This is a genomic window from Pseudomonas sp. LBUM1659, from assembly GCF_059716045.1.
In genome coordinates, this window is sequence record NZ_CP166797.1 from 4569618 (window position 1) to 4585330 (window position 15713).

Here is a 15713-nt window from a genome sequence, read left to right on the forward strand (position 1 = left end):
AGGCCAACCCGGCAATGACCCGGGTTGGCCGCGACGACCTTTCAACGAACCTTACCGCTTTGGCTAATCCGCACCGCTGTACATATCAGAATCTTTATATAAATCATTCACATGGCGCACCAACACCATGATTACCGCCGCCACCGGCAACGCCAGCAACACACCCGTGAAACCGAACAGCTCGCCGCCCGCCAGAATGGCAAAAATCACCGCCACCGGGTGCAGACCGATCCGGTCCCCTACCAACAATGGCGTGAGCACCATGCCCTCCAGCGCTTGCCCGACCATGAACACTGCGACAATGCCCAACATTGGGTAAAGGTCGCCACCGAACTGGAACAGTCCGGCAATCAGTGCCGTGCCAATCCCTATGACAAAGCCCATGTACGGCACGATCGCGGCCAGACCGGCAATTACACCGATCAAAAGTCCCAATTCCAACCCCACCAGCATCAGGCCCGCAGAGTAGATCACCCCCAGCGCCACCATCACCAGCAATTGCCCGCGCACGAATGCACCCAGCACTTCGTGGCATTCGTCAGCCAGCAACACAGCGCGCTCTTCGCGATCACGCGGTAACAGGCTGCGGACCTTCGCCATCATCAGATCCCAGTCCCGCAGCAGGTAAAAACTCACCACCGGGATCAACACCAGATTGGCCAACCAGCCAATCAACGCGAGACCGGACGCCGTGGCTTGGCTCAACACCACACCGACGATGTCACTGGTCTGCGTCATGTGTTCGCTGATCGCGGCCTTGAGCCTGTCAAATTTCCAGAAGCCTTCGGACAACCCGAACTTCGATTGCGCCCACGGCAGTGCGGTGTGTTGCAGCCAGTCGAGCATTTGCGGTGCCAACTCATACAAACGAAACAGTTGCTTGGCCAGCAGCGGCACCAACACCAGTAGCAGCGTGGTGAAAATCAGGGTGAACAGTGCGAATACCGCCACCACACCCCACGTCCTTGAAAGCCCGACCTTCTCCAGTCGATCCACCAGCGGATCGAACAGATAGGCCAGCAGCAGCGCCACCAGAAAAGGGGTCAGGATCGGATGCAACAGCCAGACAAACGCGCAGAGCAGAACCACTCCACCCAACCAGAACCAACGGCGCGTATCGGCCATGTACCACTCCATATGCATCTATATAAAGAAAGAAAACCTTACCAGCGGAAGCGCAATTGCGGCGTCGGTGCCGGGGCTGGCGCTACAGCAGGCGCCGAACCCTGCACCACAGGCATAACTGGCGCTACGGGCGTGACAGCTTCACCGGCCGGTACTTCCTGCAACTTCGCCAGCGACAACTGCGAGCGCAGCTGCTCAGCGCTGCCATTGACCCGATAAAGGATACGATCACCGCTGACACTTTGCAGACGCGCGCCAAACGGATCGAGCAATCGCCCCAGCGCCGCGTAACGCTCCAGGTTCATGCCCTGCACTTCCAGCAATTGCTCGCCCGAAGCACCGGGCTTGACGACAAACCGTGGCGCCAGCCGCTCGCTGACCGCCAGCATCACCGCATCGGCCACCGCGGCCTGATCCGCGCCTTGCACGCTGCCCGCTTCCTTCTTTTCGCCCATCCACAAATTCCATTTGGCCTGCCACTGTCCGCCCTCTTCCCGGGCATGCACCGCCAGCAAAGCGTCAGCGTTGTAACGTTCCGATGCTTTATGCAGAGGCGTCGCATCCGTACCTTCCAGCGTCGGCGCTGTAGCCACCAACTGCTCACTCAAATCCGCCAGCGGCAAGCGCAAGGGCAAGCCGCGGTGTTGCGCCGCTCGACGCAGAGGCGCGGCGCTGGCCTGACCATCGCCCACCAGGCTCGAACCTTCGGTGGAGTCGTTCAACCACCAGCCGAGGATCGATGGCCGATTCGCGCCCCACAACGACAGCCCCGCACGACGCAACGCCTGCTCGGTGGAGGCTGGGTCGAAGTCGACCTTTAGCACTTCCGGCGGCCCCGCCTCAAAGCCGTATTGACTGATGATCTGCTGCGGATCTTTGCGCAGGGCCGCCAAGCCCGGACTTTGCGCCGCCTTGGGATCGCCGGTCAGACGCAACACCAGCGTATCCAGTGCACGCTGGGTCGCTTGATCACGCTCCTCGGGCGCCTGACTGGTGACAGGCTCGCGCACTTGATAGAGACCTTTCACGGTTTCGGCATGACTGGCGAGACTGAAAAGGGACAAACAGCTCAAACACAAAAATCTGGAAAGAAAACGCATGGAAGATTCCTGACGACAAGAGCGGCTGGAACTGACCGCATGAAGGCATTGAGCAAGGCTATGACCATCACCTCGCGCAAAACATTCACCCGACCCCGATAAGTTTTTGACGCTGCCCTAACGATAGACGGTTAATCGCGATACCTTATACAGCCGCTAATACGGTCAATATCAATTTTTTTAATGGGATATGCCCCTGCTGTCGGCCTGAGGATGGCCGCTGCCCCTCAAGCCTGATAAAATCGCGCGCCTTCGCAGACCGGCAAAAGCCGGGTAGCCCGAATTTCGTGTGAGGCAATCGCCCCCCGTCGAATTCGGCGTCCCCGCTGGACTCGGTCGTTACCCCTGAATCCCCCCTAAAGGCCTGGATCATGAGCAAGCAACCCTCCCTGAGCTACAAGGACGCCGGTGTAGACATCGACGCCGGTGAAGCATTGGTCGAACGCATCAAGAGCGTCGCCAAGCGCACTGCGCGCCCGGAAGTCATGGGCGGCCTGGGCGGTTTCGGCGCCCTCTGCGAAATCCCGGCTGGCTACAAGCAGCCCGTACTGGTTTCCGGCACCGACGGTGTGGGCACCAAGCTGCGCCTGGCACTGAACCTGAACAAGCACGACAGCATCGGCATCGATCTGGTGGCCATGTGCGTGAACGACCTGGTGGTCTGCGGCGCTGAACCGCTGTTCTTCCTCGACTACTACGCTACCGGCAAACTCAACGTCGAAACCGCGACCCAAGTCGTGACCGGTATCGGCGCAGGCTGCGAACTGTCTGGCTGCTCCCTGGTCGGCGGCGAAACCGCTGAAATGCCTGGCATGTATGAAGGCGAAGACTACGACCTCGCCGGCTTCTGCGTCGGCGTCGTGGAAAAATCCGAAATCATCGACGGTTCGAAAGTCGCTGCCGGCGACGCCTTGCTCGCCCTGCCGTCTTCCGGCCCGCACTCCAACGGCTACTCGCTGATCCGCAAGATCATCGAAGTGTCGGGTGCCGATATCGAAAACATCCAGCTCGACGGCAAACCGCTGACCGACCTGCTGATGGCCCCGACCCGCATCTACGTGAAGCCGTTGCTCAAGCTGATCAAGGAAACCGGCGCTGTCAAAGCCATGGCCCACATCACCGGTGGCGGCCTGCTGGACAACATTCCGCGCGTTCTGCCAAAAGGCGCACAAGCGGTGGTTGACGTGGCGAGCTGGACCCGCCCTGCCGTGTTCGACTGGCTGCAAGAGAAAGGCAACGTCGACGAAAACGAAATGCACCGCGTGTTGAACTGCGGCGTGGGCATGGTGATCTGCGTCGCTCAAGAGCACGTTGAAACCGCATTGAACGTACTGCGTGAAGCCGGCGAACAGCCATGGGTCATCGGCCAGATCGCCACCGCTGCCGAAGGCGCGGCCCAGGTTGAACTGAAGAACCTCAAGGCACACTGATGCAAGAGCGGATGCCTAAGACCTGTGATGTCGTGGTGCTGTTGTCCGGCACCGGCAGTAACTTGCAGGCCTTGATCGACAGCACGCGGACCGGCGACAGCCCGGCCCGCATCGCTGCGGTGATTTCCAACCGCGCCGATGCTTATGGCCTGCAACGCGCCAGGGACGCGGGTATCGACACCCGCACCCTGGATCACAAGGCTTTCGAAGGCCGCGAGGCCTTCGATGCTGCACTGATCGAACTGATCGACGCGTTCAATCCCAAACTCGTGGTTCTGGCCGGTTTCATGCGCATTCTCAGCGCTGACTTCGTGCGCCATTACGCCGGTCGCCTGTTCAATATCCATCCGTCGCTGCTACCCAAATACAAAGGGTTACACACTCATCAGCGCGCGTTGGAGGCCGGCGACACCGAGCACGGCTGCTCCGTCCACTTCGTCACCGAGGAACTCGATGGCGGACCACTGGTCGTACAAGCAGTAATACCGGTAGAGTTGCAGGATTCGCCGCAGAGTCTGGCGCAGCGAGTCCATGCTCAGGAACACCTGATCTACCCGTTGGCTGTACGCTGGTTTGCCGAAGGTCGTTTATCACTCGGCGAACAAGGTGCTTTACTGGATGGGAAGTTACTCGCGGCCAGCGGCCACTTGATACGAACCTAGGAGATATTATGCGTCGCGCCCTGCTCTTCGCTTGCGCTCTGCTTGCCTTGCCCCTGGCACAGGCTTCGGAACTTCAACCTTTCTCCGCCAGCTACACCGCCGACTGGAAACAGCTGCCCATGAGCGGCACGGCTGAACGCAGCCTGGCCAAGGAAGCCAACGGCGTCTGGAAACTCAGCTTCAAGGCGTCGATGATGATCGCCAGCCTGACTGAAGAAAGCACCCTGACCGTGGACAAGGACACCCTGCTGCCTCTGTCCTACCGCTTTGAGCGCGGCGGCCTGGGTAAAGCCAAAAAGGTTGATCTGGATTTCGACTGGACCACCAAAATGGTCACCGGCACCGATCGTGGCGACCCGGTCAAGGTTCCACTGAACCGTGGAATGCTCGACAAGTCCACGTATCAGCTGGCCCTGCAGGAAGACGTCGCCGCCGGCAAAAAGAGCATGAACTATCAGGTCATCGATGGTGGCGAAGTCGATACCTATGACTTCCGCGTACTGGGTTCGGAAAAAGTCGACACCAAGGCCGGCAAGATCGATGCGATTAAAGTCGAGCGTGTGCGCGACCCGACACAAAACAAGCGCATTACCGTCCTGTGGTTTGCCAAGGACTGGGACTACCTGCTGGTCCGCTTGCAACAAGTTGAAACCGACGGCAAGGAGTACAACATCATGCTCCTCGACGGTACGGTCAACGGTAAAGCGGTCAAAGGCAGCTAAACCGGGCTCGACACGAAAATCCGGAATCCGATAAGGGTTCCGGATTTTTTTTGCCTGCTGGAACTCAAATCCGCGCCAGCGCCTGCGCCAGATCGGCGCGCAGGTCTTGGACATCTTCGACCCCCACGGACAATCGCACCAGCGCATCGCCGATGCCCAGTTGCGCACGGGTGTCGGCGGGGATGGTGGCGTGGGTCATGATCGCCGGGTGCTCGATCAGGCTTTCCACCCCGCCCAGGCTCTCCGCCAGCGCAAATATCTGCACACTTTCCAGAAAGCGTTTGGTACCCGCCAGGTCGCTGTTCAGATCGAGTGAAATCATCCCGCCGAAACCGTGCATCTGTTGCCGCGCCAGTTCGTGCTGCGGATGTGACGGCAGGCCCGGGTAATAAACGCGCGCCACCTGCGGCTGTTGTTCCAGCCATTGCGCCAACGCCAAGGCGTTGCTGCAGTGGCGCTCCATGCGCAATGCCAGGGTTTTCACACCGCGCAGGGTGAGGAAGGCGTCAAACGGCCCGGCGATGGCGCCCACTGCGTTTTGCAGAAAGCCCAGTCGCTCGCGCAGCTCCGCGTTCTGCCCGACCACCGCGATGCCGCCGATCACGTCGGAGTGGCCGTTCAAATACTTGGTGGTCGAATGCACCACAACATCGAAACCCAGTTCCAGCGGGCGCTGGATCCATGGGCTAGCGAAGGTGTTGTCGGCCACACAAATGATGCCGCGCTGGCGACAGAGGCGTGCGATGGCGGCGAGGTCAGTGAGGCGCAGCAATGGATTGCTCGGCGTCTCGACGCAGACCATTCGTGTGTCGTCCTGCAGCGCTGCTTCGAAGGCCGCCAGGTCCGTCAGATCGACAAAGCTGAAACGATGCCCGGCGCTGCGCCGACGCACCTTGTCGAACAGGCGAAACGTACCGCCATACAAATCATTGCCCGAGACGATATGCGAATCGGCATCGAGCAATTCGAGCACCGTGGAAATCGCCGCCAGCCCGGACGCGAACGCAAAGGCCTGGGTGCCCCCTTCGAGATCCGCCACGCAGCGCTCCAGCGCCCAGCGCGTCGGGTTGTGCGAGCGCCCGTAGTCGAGACCTTTGTGCACGCCTGGGCTTTGCTGCAAATAGGTGGAGTTGGCGTAAATCGGCGGCATCAACGCCCCGGTGGAAGGGTCCGGCGCCTGCCCGGCATGGATCACGCGGGTGGCAAATCCATGTGGCGCAGCCTCTTTATCGTGACTCATTTCAGGGATCTCCGTAGATGATTGAGTAGATCGACGCGGGTAATCAGTCCGTGGAAGCCCGAGGCATCGGCAATGATCGCCACCAGCCCACGGTCGAGTTCCGCCTGCAACTGCGCCAGACTGGCAGCGGCAGGCAGGGTTTGCAGCTTGTCGGTCATCGCGCTGGCCACCGCCAAACGAAAGTGCGAGGCATCCTGGTGCACCCCCAGCAGAATGTCGGACTCGTCGATCACGCCGACCAGCCGCTGGCCGTCCACCAGCACCGGCAGTTGTGACACGTCCGCCAGGCGCATGCGCTGGAAAGCGGTCAGCAGCGTGTCGTCAGGGCCCACGCTGATCACTCGACCATCCTCGAAACGGCGCGAGATCAAGTCGCGAAGATCGCCGTAGTGCTTGTACTGCAACAGGCCCTGATCGTTCATCCACTGATCGTTGTAAACCTTCGACAGGTAGCGCGTGCCGGTGTCGCAGACAAAACTCACGACCCGTTTCGGCTCGGTTTGCTCGCGACAGTATCGCAGCGCCGCCGCCAGCAATGTGCCAGTCGATGAGCCGCCGAGAATGCCTTCGGCGCGCAACAGTTGGCGGGCATGATCGAAGCTTTCTTCGTCGCTGATCGAATACGCGTGGCGCACGCTGGACAGGTCGGCAATCGAGGGAATGAAGTCTTCACCAATACCTTCCACCGCCCAGGAACCGGGGGTTGCGAGGGTGCCGCTGCGGCTGTATTCGGCCATCACCGAGCCGACCGGGTCGGCCAACACCATGACCAGATTCGGCTGCACACGGTTAAAGAAGCGGGTCAAGCCGGTCAACGTGCCGGCCGAACCGACGCCAACGACGATAGCATCCACATCATGCTGGGTTTGCGCCCAGATCTCTGGCGCGGTGCTGCATTCATGGGCCAGCGGGTTGGCCGGGTTGTTGAATTGATCGGCGAAGAAAGCGTCGGGAATCTCCTTTGCCAGCCGCGCGGCCACATCCTGGTAATACTCGGGATGGCCCTTGCCGACATCGGAGCGGGTGATGTGCACCTCGGCGCCCATCGCCTTGAGGTGCAAGACTTTTTCGGTGGACATCTTGTCGGGCACCACCAACACCACGCGATACCCCTTGGCACGCCCGACAAGGGCCAGGCCCAGACCGGTGTTGCCGGCAGTGGCCTCGACGATGGTGCCGCCGGGCTGCAGGCGACCATCGCGCTCGGCGGCGTCGATCATCGCCAGGCCGATGCGATCCTTGATCGATCCGCCGGGGTTTTGTGATTCGAGTTTGAGGAACAGCGTACACGGGCCGGTATCGAAACGACTGACACGCACCAGAGGCGTGTTACCAATCAGTTCAAGGACGGCGGGGCGGGATTCGTTGGGCATGTCTTCACCTTGCTATGGTTTTCGCGCTGGATGGACACCAACCTGCGGCGCGTCATTGTGTGACGGTCACAGGCATTACCTCGCTTGGACCATAGGCCGCGATGGCGTCATTCGCAACCGCGCGCGGCCGGCCGGTCACCCGGTATCCGCTCAACGAACGGGCATGCCCCCGCAAGAAAGTGGAACGCGCCGCTGGAGGAATGCTCTATAACTTCAAGGTCTTTTTTGACCGAACGAATTTTCCAGCCTGGGAGGCTTTCCATGACCGTTACCGTCAATACCGTTTCCGCCGAAGGTTTTCGCCATAGCGTTCAAATCGATGAACACGAACTGTTTGCCGACGTGCCGACTTCGTCAGGCGGTGAAGGCTCGGCACCAGAACCCCACGATTACTTCGATGCGGCGTTGGGGGCGTGCAAAGCCTTGACCCTGAAGATGTATGCCAAGAAGAAGGACATCCCGCTGACGGGTGTTACGGTCGAGGTCAAACGCGACAACAGCGAAGAGCAGAAAGGCAAGTACGCCCTGCACGTCAAACTGACCCTCAAGGGCGTGCTCACCGATGCTCAGCGCGAAGAACTGCACCGCGTGGCCGACCGCTGCCCGGTCCACAAGCTGATGACCACTACCGACGTCAGCATCGAAACCCACCTGTCCGAAGGTGCGTTCAGCCAATAGCGGCAAGGGCTGTGCAAGCGGGTTATGCTCCACGCATCACCCGCTCAGCCTGGAATGCAGCATGAACACTCCGCTCGTGATCCGCCCCCGCGTCGAAGATGTCGAAGGCCAGCCGATTCTTCGGCAGTTGCCGTCAGCCAAATGCCGCAGCGTTGGGCCTTTCGTGTTTTTCGACCACATGCTGGAAACCCGTTATGCGGCCGGCAAAGGCATGAACATCCGCCAGCATCCGCACATCGGCCTGTCGACCCTCACCTATCTGTTTGAAGGGCAGATCCAGCACAAGGACAGCCTCGGTTCCGATCAGGTGGTCAATACCGGGGATGTCAGCTGGATGACCGCCGGCAGTGCGATAGCCCATGTCGAGCGCACACCGCAGGCGTTGAAAGACAGCGGCTTTACGATGCACGGCTTGCAGATCTGGTTGGCATCGCCCAAAGAGCACGAACAGGGTCCGGGACACTACAGCCATCATCCGGCAAGCACTTTGCCGGTCAGCGATAACCTAGGCGTGAAGATCCGGATGATTGCCGGGTCAGGCTTTTGCCTGGAATCACCGGTGCCGGTGCTTTCTCCTACGTTGTACGCGGAGTTAAACCTGCAAACGGCGACCACGCTGCTGATTCCCACCGAGCATGAAGAGCGCGCGTTGTATGTCTTGAGCGGCGAAGCGCAACTGGATGGCGAGGCGTTGGAGCTGAATGCGCTGGTGGTGTTGCCTGCGGGGGAAGAGATGACATTGTTTGCCGAAAGCGACTTTCATGCCGTGCTGTTTGGCGGCGCACCGCTGGACGGGCCACGGCGGATCAACTGGAATTTTGTCGCGAGTGATCCGGCAGCCATCGATGAAGCACGCCGGCGCTGGGCGGCCGGGGATTGGCCGACGGTGCCGGGGGAAAGTGAGCGGATCGAACTGCCTCGGTAGACCTGATCATTCCCCCGCTCCGCGTGGGAACGATCAGGCTCATGCCTGAATGAAAAAACCCGCCGAAGCGGGTTTTTTTACAACGCAGTTAAACCGACAGTTCAACCAACAGCTTATTCAGACGGCGAACATACGCGGCCGGATCCTTCAAGCTGTCACCGGCAGCCAGTGCCGCCTGATCGAAGAGAATGTGCGACAGGTCGCCGAAACGCTCGTCGCTCTGCTCGTTGTCGAGCTTCTCGATCAGCGGGTGAGCCGGGTTGAATTCGAAGATTGGCTTCGAATCCGGGACCTTCTGACCACTGGCCTCCAGGATCTGACGCATCTGCATGCCCAGGTCCTGCTCGCCGATCGCCAGAATCGCCGGGGAATCAGTCAGACGGTGGGAAACCCGCACTTCAGCAACCGAGTCACCCAGTGCGGTTTTCAGACGCTCAACCAGACCTTCTTTGGACTTGGCGACTTCTTCCGCGGCTTTCTTATCCTCTTCCGAGTCCAGATTGCCCAGGTCCAGGTCACCGCGCGCCACGTCAACGAAGCTCTTGCCGTCGAAGTCGCTGAGGTAGCTCATCAGCCACTCGTCGATGCGATCGGTCAGCAACAGCACTTCGATGCCTTTCTTGCGGAAGACTTCCAGGTGCGGGCTGTTTTTGACTTGCGCGTAGGTTTCGCCGGTCAGGTAGTAGATCTTGTCCTGACCTTCCTTGGCGCGAGCCAGGTATTCGGCCAGGCCAACCACTTGCTCGCCTTCATCACCGCTGGTCGATGCGAAACGCAGCAGGCCAGCGATTTTCTCTTTGTTGGCGAAGTCTTCTGCCGGGCCTTCTTTCATGACCTGACCGAAGTTCTTCCAGAAGCTCTTGTATTGCTCAGGCTCGTTCTTCGCCAGTTTTTCCAGCATGTCCAGAACGCGCTTGGTCAGCGCCGACTTCATCGAATCGATGATCGGGTCTTTCTGCAGGATTTCCCGCGACACGTTCAGCGACAGGTCGTTGGAATCGACCACGCCTTTGATGAAGCGCAGGTACAGCGGCAGGAACGACTCGGCCTGATCCATGACGAACACACGCTGCACATACAGCTTCAGGCCTTTAGGGGCCTCACGCTGGTACAGGTCGAACGGAGCACGGGCCGGCACGTACAGCAGCGAGCTGTATTCGAGCTTGCCTTCGACCTTGTTGTGGCTCCAGCTCAGCGGGTTCTCGAAATCGTGAGCAACGTGCTTGTAGAACTCCTGATATTCCTCGTCCTTCACTTCAGTGCGAGGACGGGTCCACAGGGCGCTGGCGCGGTTGACGGTTTCCCATTCGGCAGCCGGCGTCTCTTCACCTTCAACGGCGGCTACTTCTTTTGGCAACTCGATCGGCAGAGCGATGTGGTCGGAGTACTTCTTGATAATGTTGCGCAGGCGCCAGCCATCGGCGAATTCGTCTTCACCGGACTTCAGGTGCAGGACGATGCGAGTGCCGCGCTCGGCTTTCTCAATGGTGGCAACTTCGAAATCGCCTTCGCCCTTGGACGACCAGTGCACGCCTTCGCTGGCCGCATCACCGGCACGACGGCTGAACACGTCGACTTTGTCGGCGACGATGAATGCAGAGTAGAAACCCACACCGAACTGACCGATCAGGTGCGAATCTTTCTTCTGATCGCCAGACAGATGTTTCATGAAGTCGGCAGTGCCGGATTTGGCGATGGTCCCCAGATGGGTGATCGCTTCTTCACGGTTCATGCCAACGCCATTGTCTTCGAGGGTGACGGTTTTGGCGTCCTTGTCGAAGCTCACACGGATTTTCAGTTCGGCGCCACCTTCCAGCAATTCAGGCTTGGACAGGGCTTCGAAACGTAATTTATCGACAGCGTCAGAGGCGTTCGAGATCAATTCGCGAAGGAAGATTTCCTTGTTGGAATACAGCGAATGGATCATGAGGTGCAGCAGTTGCTTCACCTCGGTCTGGAAGCCCAGGGTTTCCTTTTGAGTTTCCACACTCATGGTCATCAAACTCCAATCAGATGGCAGTGGCCGCGACCTTCAGGGTCGGCGGCGGGTTGTCATTCAAGTTGGGGGCTGTGTTCAGGATTTCAAGGGCTCTTCAATTTTGAAATGGCCGCGGGCCGTCGCAATGGGCTCGGATTCAGTACTTTGCCACGCAGTAACGGCCACGTTGGCGACCCGGCGCCCCTGTCGGCACACCTGACATTTGGCCCAGGTATCGCGAAACTGGCCGGCGCGCAGGTAATCGAGGGAGAAGTCGATGATTTTCGGTACCCCCGGTGAGCCGGTGAAAATCAGCAAATGCAGCGCGGCCGAGAGTTCCATGAACCCGGCAATCACGCCGCCATGAATCGCCGGCAATAAAGGGTTACCAATGTTGTCTTTGTTGGCTGGCAGGCGAAACAGCAGATCATCCCCCACCCGCGAACATTCGACGCCGATCAATTTGGCGTAAGGAATCAGGTGCAACAGTGACGCGTAGTTGCCCTCCTCGTGGGCCCGTTGCAGTTGTTCCTTGAAGGAATCGGTCATTGCGCACCTCCTGCGATGACGCCGCCAAAGTTTTTAGTGCCTTTGATGGCTTTACCCATGCGCATGAATGTACCGATGACATGCGCGATGGGGTGCTCGGGATCGTCTTGATAGGCGAACCCGCGAGCGAAGATCACGTCGGTAGTCACTCGGTAGCATTGGGCGAAACCGTAGACATCTTTATGCGGTTCGGCGGCATGCATGTAGTCGATGCGCAGATCGAGAGTCGGGCAGACCTCAAATTCAGGCAGCACGCACAGGGTCGACATGCCGCACGCCGTATCCATCAACGACGTCAGTGCACCACCGTGGATCACGCCGGTTTCCGGGTTGCCAACGATTTGCACGCTATACGGCAAGATGACCGTTAGTCCGTCGTTACTGGCGCTGTGCACCCGTAACCCGAGGACCTGACAATGCCTGAGTGCTGACAGGAATCGCGTCGCACGCTCAAAAACAGGGTTTTCGGCCATGTGATAAAAAACTCTAGTTAGTGGGGATCCGAAGTTTTGGAAAGACCAAAAAGCTCCTGACAAAAATTAACCAACATATTTGTGTGAAATGAGGAACTTATCATTACCAGCTGTGCTCGAAAGGCCAGTAGTTATTTCCATAAGGAGAAACACCCCATGCGTAAGACTTTAGCTATTGCCTTGATGTTGACCGCTTCCCTCGGTCTCGCTGCCTGCGATAAAAAATCCGAGGACAAAGCTCAAGATGCAACCAAACATGCTGAGCAAGCTCAGCAAGATATGAACAAAGCTCAGGATAAAGTGAACGACGCTGCGAAAGAAAACGCCGAAGCTGCCAAAGCTCAGGCTGAATCGAACAAAGCCGCCGCACAGGAAGCCGCACCAGCAGCTCCGACCGAAGCACCTAAAAACTAAAACAGTTTTTAGCGTGATAAAGAAAACCCGCCAAGTGCGGGTTTTCTTTTGCCTGACATTTGCTCCGTTAGAGCAAAACGCTTCTAAAACTCGGACTAAGCATCAGTAACAACGAACAGACGAAACCGACAAACCAGACCAAACTGCGCTGCCAGGTCAAATCACCCCAGTAACACAGTAAGTAGATAACGCGTGAGATCACAAAGATGATCGCCAGCAGGTCGATCAACCATCCTGCGGTTTGTGTGGTGTGGGCCATCAACACCCCCACCGCAAACAATATAAAGGCTTCAAAACAGTTTTGATGCGCAGCCACCGCACGGGCGCCGAAGCCGGTAAGTTGCGCCTGTTGCTGACGCGGCAGGTGATTGTTGTAACCGCCCTGCTCCTTCATCGCCTTGGCCACCGGCATGCGAGCCACATAAATCAGTAATGCACTGACGAACACACACCAGAACGGAATATTCATCAAGCGGCCTCTTTGTTTGCCTCGGGCAAGGGTGCCTCTGTAGGGGTATAGACCATCACGTCTAGAACGTCGGAATGAAACTCCCGGCGATACAACACCAGCACTACGCCGGCACTCATCAGCATGAACAGCCACGGACTGACAAACCAGGCCAGCATGGTCATGCCGAAGTAGTAGGAACGCAGGCCGAAGTTGAACTGGTTGGCTGCCATGGAGATGACCCGTGCCGCTCGGGCAGCGAAGGCTTTGCGTTCTTGTTCGGAAACGTGGCGCTCACCGACCATCGGCGCCGAGCCAATCAGAATTGCCGCAAAGTTGTACTGCCGCATGCACCAGCTGAAGGTGAAGAAGGCGTAGACAAACACCAGCGCCAGGCACAGCAATTTGATCTCGGACATGCCCAGGGACGCCTGCTGCACCATCGGGATATCCGCCAACAACGACACCGCCCTTTCAGAAGCACCGAGCACGGTGAGAATGCCGGCCAGAATAATCAAGGTGCTGGAGGCAAAAAACGAGGCGTTACGCTCCAGGTTGCCGACTACGCTGGCATCGGCGATGCGGTTGTCGCGTAGCAGCATGCGACGCATCCAGTCTTCACGGTACAGGTGCAACACACTGGCCAGGCACGCGGTGTCGCGGCCCTTCCACGAGGCATAACGTGTGTAACCGCCCCAGCAGATGACAAACCAGAGCGCGGCGAGGATGTGGATCAGGTTGGCGTGGATGAACGACATGCAGGTCCTTTTGATGTAAGGGCGAAATACTCGAAACCTTGTGGGAGCGAGCCTGCTCGCGATAGCGGTAGATCAGTCCACATAGAATCTCCCACATTGGAAATTTGCAAGGCTTCGACGTTAGCTTATGGAAAAAGGCACCGCATCACGCCCATAAAAAATGCCCCGTATCGATTGATACGGGGCATTTCTGTTTCAGCTTGATGACCCGCTTGTGGCAGGCCATTCAGCGACTTAAGCCAGCGCTTCTTCGCGCTTGCCCAGCAGGCGATCGCAAACCACTGCGACCACCAACGTCATGACCGCCGGCACCAGCCACGCCAGGCCCTGCTCGCTCAGCGGCAAGTGAGACAACTGAGTCGGCATCCAGTCCGCCAGACCCGCACCCTTGAGCGCGTCGATCATGCCGAAGAGGAACGACACCAGCATCACGGGACCGACGATGCGGCCCTGCTCATGCCAGAAGTCCTTGCAGAAGCTCAGCGCCACCAGGGCGATGCATGGCGGGTAAATCGCTGTCAGTACCGGGATCGAGAAGGCAATCAGCTTGGTGAGGCCCAGGTTGGACACCAGCAGGGAGAACACCGCCAGGATGATGACCAGCGTCTTGTAGGACAGTGGCAGCACGCGGCTGAAGTACTCGGCGCAGGCACAGGTCAGGCCGACCGCTGTCACCAGGCAGGCCAGCGAGATCAGCACCGCCAGGAAACCGCTGCCCAACGAACCAAAAGTGTGTTGAACATAAGCGTGCAATACCGCCGCGCCATTGGTCGCACCGGCGGCCACTTCATGGCTGCCCGAACCGAGGCGGAACAGGCTGACGTAAACCAGCGCCAGGCCCACGCCGGCAATCAGCCCGGCAATGATCGCGTAACGGGTAATCAGCACCGGCGATTCAACGCCACGGGAGCGGATCGCGTTAACGATGACGATCCCGAACACCAATGCGCCCAGGGTATCCATGGTCAGGTAACCATTGATGAAACCTTGAGAGAACGGTGCCGCGACGTATTCCGGCGTGGCCACGCCGATATCACCGGCTGGCAATGCGAACGCGGCGATGCCGAGCGCGGCCAGGGCGATGATCTTCAGCGGTGCGAGGAAACGCCCTACTGTATCCAGCAATCGGCCCGGGTAGAGCGAGATGAAGAACACGATCAGGAAGTACACCGAACTGTAGAGGAACAGCGCCAACGGGCTCTCGCCGGTCAGCGGCGCCAGGCCGACTTCGAACGATACGGTGGCGGTACGTGGCGTGGCGAACAACGGGCCGACGGCGAGGTAGCACGCGGCAGCCAGCAGACCACCGGCGATTTTGCCGATCGGACTGCTCAGGGCGTCCATCGCCCCGCCGACTTTCGCCAGCGCTACCACCGTGATCACCGGCAAACCGACTGCTGTGATCAGAAAGCCCAGCGCCGCCATCCAGACATTAGGCCCGGACTGCAAACCGACGATAGGCGGGAAGATGATGTTGCCCGCCCCGACAAACAGGGCAAACGTCATAAAACCAAGTGCCAGGATGTCCTGGCCTTTCAACACTTTCATTAAGGAAATACCACACTACTGAATCGGAATTTAGAGAGGGATTTCCCTTTGGGGTGAGGGAAATGCTGTCGATCCGTATAGGACTGACCCTTTAGCGCGTCACTGCCTTGTGGGCGGCGTTCGCAAAAATGGCGGCTAGCCTAACGAATTTGCCCGGCAAACGCACTGTTTGAGGGCGAACTATCCGATACGCGACGTTTCCGTGTCGCGTTTGCATATCTAATGTTCACAACTAAGCCCCCTCGCCACAAAAGCCTGCGGACAACTCAAGCGCCAGAAACAACAAAGGC

The 15713-nt window shown here is 58.8% G+C and carries 16 protein-coding genes; 6 read left to right on the plus strand and 10 right to left on the minus strand.

Translation table 11 applies throughout. The features are described 5' to 3' along the window. Window positions 1-63 precede the first annotated feature (63 nt). Together ACA048_RS20655 and ACA048_RS20660 are read right to left on the minus strand one after the other, a co-directional pair. Window positions 64-1125, minus strand: a complete 1062-nt coding sequence (locus tag ACA048_RS20655) for an AI-2E family transporter (RefSeq protein WP_497626055.1) — start codon at window positions 1123-1125, stop codon at window positions 64-66. Window positions 1126-1163: 38 nt separating this feature from the next. Beyond that, window positions 1164-2225: a DUF2066 domain-containing protein gene (locus tag ACA048_RS20660; RefSeq protein ID WP_497626056.1), complete on the minus strand. Its 1062-nt coding sequence runs from the start codon at window positions 2223-2225 to the stop codon at window positions 1164-1166. Between the two features lie 371 nt (window positions 2226-2596). Here ACA048_RS20660 and purM point away from each other — a divergent pair, with 371 nt between their 5' ends. The 3 genes from purM to ACA048_RS20675 are packed head-to-tail and all read left to right on the plus strand — an operon-like array spanning window position 2597 to window position 5039. Next, on the plus strand, window positions 2597-3655 hold the full coding sequence (gene purM, locus ACA048_RS20665) for a phosphoribosylformylglycinamidine cyclo-ligase (protein ID WP_008013877.1): 1059 nt from the start codon (window positions 2597-2599) through the stop codon (window positions 3653-3655). Between the two features lie 11 nt (window positions 3656-3666). Then, a complete protein-coding gene (gene purN, locus ACA048_RS20670) occupies window positions 3667-4317 on the plus strand; it encodes a phosphoribosylglycinamide formyltransferase (RefSeq protein WP_497626057.1) in 651 nt (216 codons plus the stop codon). 8 nt (window positions 4318-4325) lie between these two features. After that, on the plus strand, window positions 4326-5039 hold the full coding sequence (locus ACA048_RS20675; protein WP_497626058.1) for a DUF3108 domain-containing protein: 714 nt from the start codon (window positions 4326-4328) through the stop codon (window positions 5037-5039). Between the two features lie 64 nt (window positions 5040-5103). On the opposite strand, the gene ACA048_RS20680 is transcribed toward ACA048_RS20675, so the two are convergent. Both ACA048_RS20680 and ACA048_RS20685 read right to left on the minus strand, forming a co-directional pair. Further along, entirely contained in the window at window positions 5104-6279 is a 1176-nt protein-coding gene (locus ACA048_RS20680; protein WP_497626059.1) for a trans-sulfuration enzyme family protein, read from the minus strand. After that, window positions 6276-7652: a pyridoxal-phosphate dependent enzyme gene (locus tag ACA048_RS20685; protein WP_497626060.1), complete on the minus strand. Its 1377-nt coding sequence runs from the start codon at window positions 7650-7652 to the stop codon at window positions 6276-6278. The genes ACA048_RS20680 and ACA048_RS20685 overlap by 4 nt, the downstream gene beginning before the upstream one ends. Before the next feature lie 261 nt (window positions 7653-7913). Between ACA048_RS20685 and ACA048_RS20690 the strand changes: the two genes are divergently transcribed. Next, window positions 7914-8330, plus strand: coding sequence for an OsmC family protein (locus ACA048_RS20690; RefSeq protein ID WP_497626061.1), 417 nt, complete (start codon window positions 7914-7916; stop codon window positions 8328-8330). 61 nt (window positions 8331-8391) lie between these two features. Next, window positions 8392-9255: a pirin family protein gene (locus ACA048_RS20695; protein WP_497626062.1), complete on the plus strand. Its 864-nt coding sequence runs from the start codon at window positions 8392-8394 to the stop codon at window positions 9253-9255. A gap of 88 nt (window positions 9256-9343) precedes the next feature. Here the strand turns inward: ACA048_RS20695 and htpG are convergent, their stop codons facing one another. The 3 genes from htpG to ACA048_RS20710 all read right to left on the minus strand — a co-directional run bounded on the left by htpG (window position 9344) and on the right by ACA048_RS20710 (window position 12255). Next, on the minus strand, window positions 9344-11248 hold the full coding sequence (gene htpG, locus ACA048_RS20700) for a molecular chaperone HtpG (RefSeq protein ID WP_497626063.1): 1905 nt from the start codon (window positions 11246-11248) through the stop codon (window positions 9344-9346). 81 nt (window positions 11249-11329) lie between these two features. After that, window positions 11330-11782, minus strand: coding sequence for a PaaI family thioesterase (locus ACA048_RS20705; RefSeq protein WP_497626064.1), 453 nt, complete (start codon window positions 11780-11782; stop codon window positions 11330-11332). Then, the gene (locus ACA048_RS20710; RefSeq protein ID WP_497626065.1) at window positions 11779-12255 is read right to left on the minus strand and encodes a PaaI family thioesterase; all 477 of its coding nucleotides are present in this window, start codon (window positions 12253-12255) and stop codon (window positions 11779-11781) included. The genes ACA048_RS20705 and ACA048_RS20710 overlap by 4 nt, the downstream gene beginning before the upstream one ends. 156 nt (window positions 12256-12411) lie before the next feature. Between ACA048_RS20710 and ACA048_RS20715 the strand changes: the two genes are divergently transcribed. Beyond that, window positions 12412-12669, plus strand: a complete 258-nt coding sequence (locus ACA048_RS20715; protein WP_223514140.1) for a hypothetical protein — start codon at window positions 12412-12414, stop codon at window positions 12667-12669. Between the two features lie 67 nt (window positions 12670-12736). On the opposite strand, the gene ACA048_RS20720 is transcribed toward ACA048_RS20715, so the two are convergent. The 3 genes from ACA048_RS20720 to brnQ form a co-directional block, all read right to left on the minus strand. Next, on the minus strand, window positions 12737-13138 hold the full coding sequence (locus tag ACA048_RS20720; RefSeq protein ID WP_497626066.1) for an MAPEG family protein: 402 nt from the start codon (window positions 13136-13138) through the stop codon (window positions 12737-12739). Continuing rightward, window positions 13138-13875, minus strand: a complete 738-nt coding sequence (locus tag ACA048_RS20725) for a DUF599 domain-containing protein (protein ID WP_497626067.1) — start codon at window positions 13873-13875, stop codon at window positions 13138-13140. Before ACA048_RS20725 ends, ACA048_RS20720 begins: the two co-directional genes overlap by 1 nt. Window positions 13876-14109: 234 nt before the next feature. Continuing rightward, entirely contained in the window at window positions 14110-15423 is a 1314-nt protein-coding gene (gene brnQ, locus ACA048_RS20730) for a branched-chain amino acid transport system II carrier protein (RefSeq protein ID WP_007945145.1), read from the minus strand. Between the last annotated feature and the right edge of the window lie 290 nt (window positions 15424-15713).

Excerpts from the sequence above, each read along its gene's own strand:
- ACA048_RS20655 (WP_497626055.1), bottom strand. The coding sequence starts at position 1,125 with ATGGCCGATACGCGCCGTTGGTTCTGGTTGGGTGGAGTGGTTCTGCTC.
- ACA048_RS20660 (WP_497626056.1), bottom strand. The coding sequence starts at position 2,225 with ATGCGTTTTCTTTCCAGATTTTTGTGTTTGAGCTGTTTGTCCCTTTTC.
- purM (WP_008013877.1), top strand. The coding sequence starts at position 2,597 with ATGAGCAAGCAACCCTCCCTGAGCTACAAGGACGCCGGTGTAGACATC.
- purN (WP_497626057.1), top strand. The coding sequence starts at position 3,667 with ATGCCTAAGACCTGTGATGTCGTGGTGCTGTTGTCCGGCACCGGCAGT.
- ACA048_RS20675 (WP_497626058.1), top strand. The coding sequence starts at position 4,326 with ATGCGTCGCGCCCTGCTCTTCGCTTGCGCTCTGCTTGCCTTGCCCCTG.
- ACA048_RS20680 (WP_497626059.1), bottom strand. The coding sequence starts at position 6,279 with ATGAGTCACGATAAAGAGGCTGCGCCACATGGATTTGCCACCCGCGTG.
- ACA048_RS20685 (WP_497626060.1), bottom strand. The coding sequence starts at position 7,652 with ATGCCCAACGAATCCCGCCCCGCCGTCCTTGAACTGATTGGTAACACG.
- ACA048_RS20690 (WP_497626061.1), top strand. The coding sequence starts at position 7,914 with ATGACCGTTACCGTCAATACCGTTTCCGCCGAAGGTTTTCGCCATAGC.
- ACA048_RS20695 (WP_497626062.1), top strand. The coding sequence starts at position 8,392 with ATGAACACTCCGCTCGTGATCCGCCCCCGCGTCGAAGATGTCGAAGGC.
- htpG (WP_497626063.1), bottom strand. The coding sequence starts at position 11,248 with ATGAGTGTGGAAACTCAAAAGGAAACCCTGGGCTTCCAGACCGAGGTG.
- ACA048_RS20705 (WP_497626064.1), bottom strand. The coding sequence starts at position 11,782 with ATGACCGATTCCTTCAAGGAACAACTGCAACGGGCCCACGAGGAGGGC.
- ACA048_RS20710 (WP_497626065.1), bottom strand. The coding sequence starts at position 12,255 with ATGGCCGAAAACCCTGTTTTTGAGCGTGCGACGCGATTCCTGTCAGCA.
- ACA048_RS20715 (WP_223514140.1), top strand. The coding sequence starts at position 12,412 with ATGCGTAAGACTTTAGCTATTGCCTTGATGTTGACCGCTTCCCTCGGT.
- ACA048_RS20720 (WP_497626066.1), bottom strand. The coding sequence starts at position 13,138 with ATGAATATTCCGTTCTGGTGTGTGTTCGTCAGTGCATTACTGATTTAT.
- ACA048_RS20725 (WP_497626067.1), bottom strand. The coding sequence starts at position 13,875 with ATGTCGTTCATCCACGCCAACCTGATCCACATCCTCGCCGCGCTCTGG.
- brnQ (WP_007945145.1), bottom strand. The coding sequence starts at position 15,423 with ATGAAAGTGTTGAAAGGCCAGGACATCCTGGCACTTGGTTTTATGACG.